Annotated in this window: 4 protein-coding genes and 1 pseudogene; 4 read left to right on the forward strand and 1 reads right to left on the reverse strand. The window is 47.0% G+C overall.

Going from position 1 to position 6,384, the window contains the following annotated elements:
• Window positions 1–337: 337 nt before the first annotated feature.
• On the reverse strand, window positions 338–1,195 hold the full coding sequence (locus ABVN36_RS21170) for a GyrI-like domain-containing protein (protein WP_010989022.1): 858 nt from the start codon (window positions 1,193–1,195) through the stop codon (window positions 338–340).
• 293 nt (window positions 1,196–1,488) lie between these two features.
• On the opposite strand from ABVN36_RS21170, the gene zirU reads away from it, so the two are divergent.
• The 4 genes and pseudogenes from zirU to ABVN36_RS21190 all read left to right on the forward strand — a co-directional run bounded on the left by zirU (window position 1,489) and on the right by ABVN36_RS21190 (window position 6,373).
• Window positions 1,489–2,334 (forward strand): two-partner-like secretion system exoprotein ZirU, encoded by an 846-nt coding sequence (gene zirU, locus ABVN36_RS21175; protein ID WP_000273698.1) that lies wholly within the window; start codon window positions 1,489–1,491, stop codon window positions 2,332–2,334.
• Window positions 2,335–2,408: 74 nt separating this feature from the next.
• Entirely contained in the window at window positions 2,409–4,391 is a 1,983-nt protein-coding gene (gene zirT, locus ABVN36_RS21180; protein ID WP_050901172.1) for a two-partner secretion translocator ZirT, read from the forward strand.
• Between the two features lie 26 nt (window positions 4,392–4,417).
• A pseudogene (locus tag ABVN36_RS21185) lies at window positions 4,418–5,053 on the forward strand (ZirS family two-partner secretion-like system exoprotein); the annotation flags it as partial.
• 91 nt (window positions 5,054–5,144) lie between these two features.
• A protein-coding gene (locus tag ABVN36_RS21190; protein WP_164528041.1) for an IS3 family transposase occupies window positions 5,145–6,373 on the forward strand; the annotation gives its coding sequence in 2 pieces (ribosomal slippage) (window positions 5,145–5,460 and window positions 5,460–6,373; 1,230 coding nt in all).
• Window positions 6,374–6,384 lie beyond the last annotated feature (11 nt).

Here is a 6,384-nt window from a genome sequence, read left to right on the forward strand (position 1 = left end):
CAGTAAAGTATAGAGAGAATGTAATCATACCAACATTGTAAATGTGGGAGCATGAAGACCCCGCAAGCCGCCCGGCCAGCATACTCCCATTAATAGTTAAAGTATGGACTTTTCTTTTACCGTAAACTGTAGCTAATATTACCTGATCACTACACCGTACAGTACTGTCAGAAATCTGTCCCCGGTGTCGCGTGCACGCAATTTATTTTTTCAATTCTTTCAAAAAGTTAACTACATTTAATAGTCACTTATTATACCAGAATCAATACTGAGAGTTTTATTACCGTTCTGAAAAGAGAAGACTTTTCAGATGAAATGCGTGGATGGTACGAAGTCATTACAGTACAGGGATGTAATAATAAAGATCGACAATGGATTCATTATTCTGTTGCTTTTGGACGGATGCCAAATGGAAGTATTCAATATCTTCTCCTTCTCTCCTGATAAGATTCAGTTTTGGCAATATACACATATATATTGTATTGGAAAATTGTTGATATTGTTCCTTATGACCAACGAAATGGAATTTTGCATATTTACCACATTTTATTACCCTCGACATGGGGATTTTGCCTCCATCGACGGAATTATGTTCCATACCAAAAAAACTGCTTACGGCGATGACCTGGTCTTTGGTATTATCCGGCTTAAAAGACGAGAGACAATACACATTTTCGCCCCACGTTCTGAGCGTCTCATGAATGATTTTCCATTTTATAGGTGACGCTTTTTTAGGAAGGTCATTTGTTGCGATCTGATGAGACGTTTGAAATCCGAAAATTTCTTTTGACGTAAGCTGACAAATTTCGAACTGATAATGCTCATCACAGTCAAGCCAGTAGGGAGGCCGTAGGTTTCTGAGATCCCAGAAATCAGCCTTGCGATAGTTATTGGGATTGACGCCAAATGTTTTTTTGAACTCTCGACTATAGGACTGCACTGAATCAAACCCCATTCTGAACGCGATATCTGTGACCGACTGAGAGGTCAGCTTTAGCAGAGTGGCGCTTCTGCTCAACTTGCGTTGTCTGATATATTTTCCGATAGAGACGCCACACTTTTCTTTAAAAAAATCCTGCAAACTCCTTCGCGAATAACCTGTTATAACAACCAGCTTTTCAATATCAATCCTCTCTTCAAGATTTTTTTCTATTTGCTCTAATACTGAGATTATTATGGCTTTTTTCATCATCATTCCTCTTTATTGAAGCCGAAAATATAAACATTTAAGGTGTTTGACATACTGTGTAATTAAACTGGTGGGTGGTTTTTAGCTTTTCTGGCAAAACAAGAAAGATTTAAATTGCTTGACGTTTCTGAATAAACTTTACACTTGAAGATCGGCTTTTGCCAGTAAAGCTAAGTAATTAGCATGGCGAAGGGCATAATTTTACAGGCGGTTAAAATGATTGAATAACCCTGAATTTTTAGCCCGTGAGATTATAAATCTCGTAATTATTTCTAATGATTTAATAAAAGGGAATTGTTTTGTACTTCAAAAGATCTTTATTAACGTTAGCGATTTGTGCATCCGTGGTCTCAGTAGAGGCGGTGGCGAATACCAGAGCCAATGATATGGCTTCTTCTGCTACACCTGCTTCTGTTGGTCACCGTCCTGTGGTAACCAAGGATACAAAAAAAATAGAAGTGTCTGGGGAACTGACGACCGGTTCAACCCTCCAGATAGCGGATGTTTTTATTGGGGATGAGGATGGGGATCTCTTATCGCTGGATAAAATGAATAATGCCGACGATATTAAATGGTATCTGGTGGATAATGAGGCCGCCGATCCTTCTGGAACCCCGGCGGCAACCGGGACGGTTTTTACCATTCCTGCTGATGCAGGCGGTAAAAAAATTAAAATCGTTTACCGGATTAAGACGGCAACGGGGACGCCGGATAGTGCATTCTTGCCTGCCACTGTCTTATTAACTTCTGCATCTTCTGGGGTGGGCGGCGACTCCGCCGCAGACGGTACGATTTCTAATAAGCTACGTTCTGTCACTATCAAAGTCGTGAACGAAAACAACAAGCCAACTCCAGAACTCAACGGTACCAATGACGCCAACACTCCAGTGGTAGGCGGCACCCTTGAAGCGGTACTGGAATGTGCCGCCACAGCGGCGGCTGAGTGTGAGGTCAGTAATTATAACTTTACCTGGCAGATGGCGGATGCCGGGACACCAGATAAGTTCACCGATCTGAATAATACCAACGCTGAAAAGCATAAATATATTATTAAGGGAACTGAGCAGAATAAACTGTTCCGTGTCCACGTTACGCCTAAAACGACGAAAGCCACGCCGGAGAATAAACGCGCTATCCGTCGCTGATGGTTATCGCTAAATAAACATCTTATTTAAATACTCCCCCTGCCAGGCAGGTGGGTATAGCAGGAGGCAATAAAGTGGTTTTTTCTAAAAAACCTATTACTAAATATATAACCTGGGCCATTGTTAGCAGTCAGCTTTCACTCCCGGTTATCGCTGATAGCGATAATGAAATTCAGTCGTGGATTGCGGGGACGGCATCGTCTATTTCTCCGCATCTGCAGGAGGGGACACTGGAAGATTATGCCAAAGGAAAAATAAAGGCGTTACCAGGGCAAGCCGCTAATCATCTGGTGAACGAGGGGATGAAGAGCGCTTTTCCGGAGATTATTTTCCGTGGTGGCGTCAATCTTGAAGATGGCGCGAAATATCGCTCATCAGAGTTCGATATGTTTATTCCCGTCCAGGAAACAACATCGTCTTTACTCTTTGGCCAGCTTGGCTTTCGCGACCACGACAGCAGCAGTTACGATGGCCGCATCTATGCTAACGTTGGTGTGGGTTACCGCCAGGAGGTCAATGGATGGCTGCTCGGCGTCAATACGTTTCTGGATGCCGACATCCGTTATTCCCACTTGCGTGGCGGCATTGGCGGGGAAGTCTATACAGACAGTCTGGCCTTTTCCGGCAACTATTATTTCCCTCTCACCGGCTGGAAAACGTCAGCAGTTCATGAATTACATGATGAGCGTCCGGCATATGGCTTTGATCTGCGAACAAAAGGCACGCTTCCCGATTTTCCCTGGTTCAGTGGCGAGCTGACATATGAACAGTATTACGGAGATAAAGTTGATCTATTGGGTAACGGTACATTAAGCCGGAATCCCCGCGCCGCAGGTGCGGCTCTGGTCTGGAATCCTGTCCCCTTGCTTGAGGTCAGAGCAGGATATCGGGACGCCGGTAACGGCGGATCGCAGGCAGAGGGCGGTCTGAGAGTCAACTATTCCTTCGGTACGCCGTTACATGAACAGCTTGATTACCGCAACGTTGGGGCGCCGTCGAATACGACTAACCGGCATGCCTTTGTCGATCGTAATTACGATATCGTCATGGCGTATCGGGAGCAGGCCAGTAAAATCCGCATTACGGCAATGCCGGTGTCAGGCCTGTCCGGGACGCTAGTGACATTAATGGCGACGGTAGATAGCCGTTACCCGATTGAGAAAGTTGAGTGGTCGGGTGATGCGGAGCTTCTCGCCGGACTTCAGCTTCAGGGGAGTTTGGGCAGCGGCCTTATCCTTCCTCAACTTCCGCTGACGGCGACCGACGGTCAGGAGTATAGCCTTTATTTAACGGTGACTGACAGCCGGGGTACTCGCGTGACCTCCGAGCGTATCCCGGTAAGGGTGACACAGGATGAGACCAGTTTCCGTTCATGGATAAATGTTATCAATGACGATGTTCAGGTTGAGGACGGCAACTTTGTTATCAGTACGCCGCTTCCTGCCGGAGAAGAGGGGAAGGTTATTGAGTGGCACTACGTGCGCGAGCGTTCTGAAGAGGAGTGGACGTCGCTCAAACCACGTCATATTAAGTATCAATCAGATATGCCGGGTCTGGCATTTAAAGCGCTCGGTGGTACAGAGCGTGACGGCCATTGGGTTGAACGGGTTCTGGTGACCCATATCGGCGATGATGCCCGTTCGCTCAAATTACATATTGAAGCAAGCGGACCAGACGATAAACATCCGGTGAAGGGTACCGTACTACTACAAGCGCAGTCAGACAGTATTGCGCAGAAGGTCACTTCTGTGGAGGTGCTTTTTACGCCGGGTACTGAAGAAGCCAACGGAAGCGTTACTGCGCCAGTCGTCGGAACAGAAATGCGAGCCAGAACGCTTTGTGTAAATAACACGGACTGTACTGATGCGTTTAATTATCAGTGGGAAATCTCGGATGAAATGAAATCCTGGCAATCCGTACCGGGGGCTACAAAAGCCACCTGGCTTCTTCCTTATAGTCTTAATGGGGAATCGCTTCAGAATAAATATATCCGCGTCAGAATTATTTCTGATAAGGAAAATGCTAAGGGTAATACCGCAACCTCTGATGCGAATTAATGTTTTAAAAAGGATCAACAGTGCGTATGTCGAAACATAATCTTATTATCTATAGCCTGCTTCTGGCGGCTGCGCCGATAAGCGTCTTGGCGGATTCGTCGACAACGTCCGCGGCAACCGTCGGGATATTTTCTCCTCCTACGGCGCCGAGCGTTGGGCACAGGCCTGGGCAACCGAGGGCTGTCTTCCATTTCCTAAATGAGAAGGGGCAGGCTCTAACGTATGACGATTATTATGCGCCTTTTCCGGGTATGACACTAAAAAGATATTTAAGGTGGCGGGTCAGTGATCCTGATACACAGTATTATCAGGCTAGTGAAACGTTTACTGAGGCATGTACATATTATCTGGTTAATCGAGATGGTTCTCAGCATAAAATTAAACGTGAAAAACCATGTGAATATAGATTTGACTTCAGGGAGGAACATGTTGGTTCAAAACTAAAGTTGGAACTTTATAACGAAACGGATATGGCTTCAGCATCAGGCTACACGCCGGTGCCTACGGTCTCTGTACCCTTCTACTTTGAGTCAAAGGTCATAGTTAATATGCCTCCAGACTTAGCTATCGTGGATATAGATAAACCTGTTCTTTTGCCAGGAGAAAGCGCTATCGTAAAACTTATTTTCAAGGACAAAGATAACAACCCTATAAACGATCTTTAGACTGGCCCCCTGAATCTCCAGACAACCAATATCACTTAAATAAGTGATAGTCTTAATACTAGTTTTTAGACTAGTCATTGGAGAGCAGATGATTGATGTCTTAGGACCGGAGAAACGCAGACGGCGTACTACACAGGAAAAGATCGCTATTGTTCAGCAGAGTTTTGAACCGGGAATGACGGTCTCCCTTGTTGCCCGGCAACACGGTGTGGCAGCCAGCCAGTTATTTCTCTGGCGCAAGCAATACCAGGAGGGAAGTCTTACTGCTGTGGCCGCAGGAGAGCAGGTCGTTCCTGCCTCTGAACTTGCTGCTGCCATGAAGCAGATTAAAGAACTCCAGCGCCTGCTCGGCAAAAAAACGATGGAAAATGAACTCCTTAAAGAAGCCGTTGAATACGGGCGTGCAAAAAAGTGGATAGCGCACGCGCCCTTATTGCCCGGGGATGGGGAGTAAGCTTAGTCAGCCGTTGTCTCCGGGTGTCGCGTGCGCAGTTGCACGTAATTCTCAGACGAACCGATGGCTGGAAAGATGGTCGCCGCAGCCGTCACTCAGATGATACGGATGTGCTTCTCCGTATACACCATGTTATCGGAGAGCTGCCCACGTATGGTTATCGTCGGGTATGGGCGCTGCTTCGCAGACAGGCCGAACTTGATGGTATGCCTGCGATCAATGCCAAACGTGTTTACCGGATCATGCGCCAGAATGCGCTGTTGCTTGAGCGAAAAACCGCTGTACCGCCATCGAAACGGGCACATACTGGCAAAGTGGCCGTGAAAGAAAGCAATCAACGATGGTGCTCTGACGGGTTCGAGTTCCGCTGTGATAACGGAGAAAAACTGCGAGTCACGTTCGCGCTGGACTGCTGTGACCGTGAGGCACTGCACTGGGCAGTCACTACGGGCGGCTTCGACAGTGAAACAGTACAGGACGTAATGCTGGGAGCGGTGGAACGCCGCTTCGGCAACGAGCTTCCGGCGTCTCCAGTAGAGTGGCTGACGGATAATGGTTCATGCTACCGGGCTAATGAAACACGGCAGTTTGCCCGGATGTTGGGGCTTGAACCGAAGAACACGGCGGTGCGGAGTCCGGAGAGTAACGGCATAGCAGAGAGCTTCGTGAAAACGATAAAGCGTGACTACATCAGTATCATGCCTAAACCAGACGGGTTAACGGCAGCAAAGAACCTTGCAGAGGCGTTCGAGCATTATAACGAATGGCATCCGCATAGTGCACTGGGTTATCGCTCGCCACGGGAATATCTGCGGCAGCAGGCCAGTAATGGGTTAAGTGATAACAGGTGTCTGGAAATATAGGGGCAAATCCA

This window comes from Salmonella sp. SJTUF15581 (assembly GCF_043356775.1).
Classification (GTDB): Bacteria; Pseudomonadota; Gammaproteobacteria; order Enterobacterales; family Enterobacteriaceae; genus Salmonella; species Salmonella enterica.